Origin of the sequence: Cesiribacter andamanensis AMV16 (genome assembly GCF_000348925.1) — a bacterium.
GTDB lineage: Bacteria > Bacteroidota > Bacteroidia > Cytophagales > Cyclobacteriaceae > Cesiribacter > Cesiribacter andamanensis.
The window spans coordinates 1-2,829 of record NZ_AODQ01000220.1 but is presented as its reverse complement, the minus strand read 5'-3'; the positions used below and the strand labels follow the sequence as shown (position 1 = coordinate 2,829).

The 2,829-nt window shown below is 56.7% G+C and carries 3 protein-coding genes; all 3 read right to left on the bottom strand.

Translation table 11 applies throughout. The features are described 5' to 3' along the window. On the bottom strand, positions 1-477 hold a 477-nt coding region (locus tag ADICEAN_RS20565), incomplete at its 3' end, for a hypothetical protein (RefSeq protein ID WP_152426550.1). A gap of 100 nt (positions 478-577) precedes the next feature. Beyond that, positions 578-1,693 (bottom strand): secretin and TonB N-terminal domain-containing protein, encoded by a 1,116-nt coding sequence (locus ADICEAN_RS20560; RefSeq protein ID WP_009197606.1) that lies wholly within the window; start codon positions 1,691-1,693, stop codon positions 578-580. Between the two features lie 3 nt (positions 1,694-1,696). Further along, entirely contained in the window at positions 1,697-2,734 is a 1,038-nt protein-coding gene (locus ADICEAN_RS20555) for a FecR family protein (RefSeq protein WP_009197605.1), read from the bottom strand. Between the last annotated feature and the right edge of the window lie 95 nt (positions 2,735-2,829).

The window sequence follows — 2,829 nt, the reverse complement described above, 5'->3', positions numbered from 1 at the left end:
ACCGCCCATAAGCCCCTGCAGGCCGCTGCTGATCGTTTGGGAAGCCGAATAGACCTGGCTGCCCCAGTCGTTGATAAAGCGCAGCTCATAGCGGTAGGCATTCAGCGGGCCGGTCCCGCCAGAAGCATTCAGCACCTTCCAGATCTCCCCTTCCATAAAAGAATTTTGAATAAACTGGCTGAAACTGCCGGTGAGCAAAGGACAGACCGTAATCGACTTTTCCGCATACAGGCCTGCAGTATTATCCCATACGGCTACCGTATAGGTGGTGGCAACAGTAGGGCTTACCGTGATGGAGGGCCCGTTGCCCAGGTTTACAGTAGAAGTCGGATAAGAAGACCAATAGTAGGAATAGCCCCCGGAGCCTCCGCTTGCGGACGCACTTATTGTTCGGGCACTGCATTTGTCGGGCGCATTATTGGTGGCGGAGAGGCTTACCGTCAGGGTTTGCCCCTGTCCGGCCAGTGGTAGAAGCATCAGGCAGTACAGGGCAACAAACAGCCCCCTGCCAGCCGGGAATGCCGGCTGAAGTAGGTAGTACAAATAATACATGATCGGTTGGGTTATGTAAAAAAACTTAAAGTCTGAACTGGATGCCCGATCGGATGCTAAGCTCCATCAGGCGAATCTGCTGAGTCCCGCGCTTGAGCTTGCTGCCGGTGTACTGGTAGGTCGGACCAGCAAAGAGCAGGACGCGTCGGCTCATGGTATAGGAGAGTTTAGCCCCGCCGCGGAGCGCCCATAAAAAGGGTGAAAGGCTCTGCAGCTGCATGCTCCCGGTATCAAACATCCGGCCATCGTCCAGCAATGTCCATTCCCGGCTATCGAGCAGGTAGCTGCCCGATACGCCAAGCGTGCCCTGCACCTGCAGGAGCCCGTGCTGCCATAGTCCCATCTGGAGGCCCAACGGAAGTTCCAGGTAGGCCAGGCCAACCTCTGTTTTCACCGGAATGCCCAGGGGCACATCCGCCCTGTTGTGGAGGTAGCGAAGGGTATAGCCCCTGGTCCGGTAGAGCAGGAGTACTTCCCCTTCCAGGCTCGGGCCAAGTTTCCGATACCCGGCCAGGCCGGCACTAAGCCCCAGCCGGGGATGTAGCTCCTGGTTCAGCGGATACTCACTTTCCAGGCTATACTGCGCCAGGTCCAGTGAAAAAACAGGAGCCAGCGTATAGGCAGATCGCGGTTTGGCAGGCAGGGGCTCCAGAGTATGGTCAAGCTTCACAGGCTCCGGAAGGCGCAGGACCATTCCAGGCTGGGCAGGCCTGAAATCCGCTACCCGTTTTTGCAGGCCGGGGAGAATCTCAGGAATGGGGTAGCGCGAAGCAGATTCGGCTACAGTCGACTGAGGCGGGCTCGCCTGAGGTGAAGCCGGGGATGGGGGCACCTCCCCTATTTGTTCGCGCAGCACAACCGTTCCACCGATCACTTTATAGGTAAGCCCTGCCTGCTTAAGCAGCAGGTGTAGCACCCTTTGCAGGGGCTCCTCCTTTACTTCCAGGCTAATGCGCGTCTGCAGGGCAGACGGATGGTCTCCGTAGGAAAAGCGAACCTGATAGCGTTCGGAGATCTGCTGCAACACCGCTTCCAGTGGTTGGGCTGAAAACCGCAGGCTTACCCGCTGACGTAGGTCCTGGGCTGAAAGTGGCGTCAGGGAAATGAGCAGGGCGGCATACAGGCTTACAGCTCGTTTCATGTGCTACCGTTTGGGACATCCCGCTCCTGAAAGCAAATACGTCCGGTTTTCCAATCGCTCAACGCTAAGATCCAGGCTGTAGCAGATAACTTCCAGGAGTTCCTCAAGGGCAATCCCCTCAAAGGAGCCGGTAAAGCGGCAGTTCAGCAGTGCGGAACCGGTCGTTTCGAGGCGTATATCGTAATGCCGTTCCAGGGCTGGCACCACCTCCCGCAGGGGGCTTTGCTGGAAATCCAGCTTGTCGGTGTGCCAGGAAAAATAGTTCACGTCCTGAATCGGCTGTACCCGGGCGGTCTCGCCGGGGACAAAGCGAATCAGTTCTCCCTCCTTCAGCAGGTACTTCTCCCCCTGGTAGTCTACAGCTACGCGTCCGCTGGCAACCCCTACTTCCAGTGGTCTGCCTACCAGGGCTTTAACAAAAAAGGAGGTACCCAGCACCTGCACCTGCATTCCCCCTGCATGGATCAGAAAAGGCCGTTGCTCCTGCCGGGCCACCTGGAAGAACGCCTGTCCGCTGAAACGCAGGCTGCGGGCACGTTCACTCTCCAGGTAAGCAAGCTCCGAACGGCCCCGGAGATGTACCGCAGAACGATCGGGCAGTGAAAACTCCTGCTGCACTGCAGTCGGATCGGATGAGTAAAAGGCAGTAAGCTCCCCTGGCACCTCAGCGCTCAGGGAAAGGAGTAATCCGCCAATCGCTAGGACGAGCAGGATTACCATCGCAACCAGACCGTAATAGACTTCCTTCCTACTTTCCAATTGCCGAAAGCTCGTGGACGTCCGGGCATCCTGCCGGGCATCCTGCGGGGAAGGATGCTGGATCCGCTGCCGCAGCCGGCTGAGTTCTTCTGCTACTTCTTCCTCCCCTGCTTCAGGCAGTGGAGTGGCTGCAAGCTCCCAGCTTCTGCTTACCTCATGGCGCAGGTGCCGATGGTGTTCATGGCGTTCCAACCATTTCCTCAGCCCTTCAGCCTCTTCAGCTGTTAGCTGCCGGGTGAATTCTTTATGAAGAAGACCAATATAATAAGGATCAATTTTCATGGAAGTAATCTCCTTGTACTTAAACAGACACAGCCAGAGGTAAATACCCTACCACAGAGTCAAAAAAAATATTTTTGGTATAGGCGCTGCCCCGC

Excerpts from the sequence above, each read along its gene's own strand:
- ADICEAN_RS20560 (WP_009197606.1), bottom strand. The coding sequence starts at position 1,693 with ATGAAACGAGCTGTAAGCCTGTATGCCGCCCTGCTCATTTCCCTGACG.
- ADICEAN_RS20555 (WP_009197605.1), bottom strand. The coding sequence starts at position 2,734 with ATGAAAATTGATCCTTATTATATTGGTCTTCTTCATAAAGAATTCACC.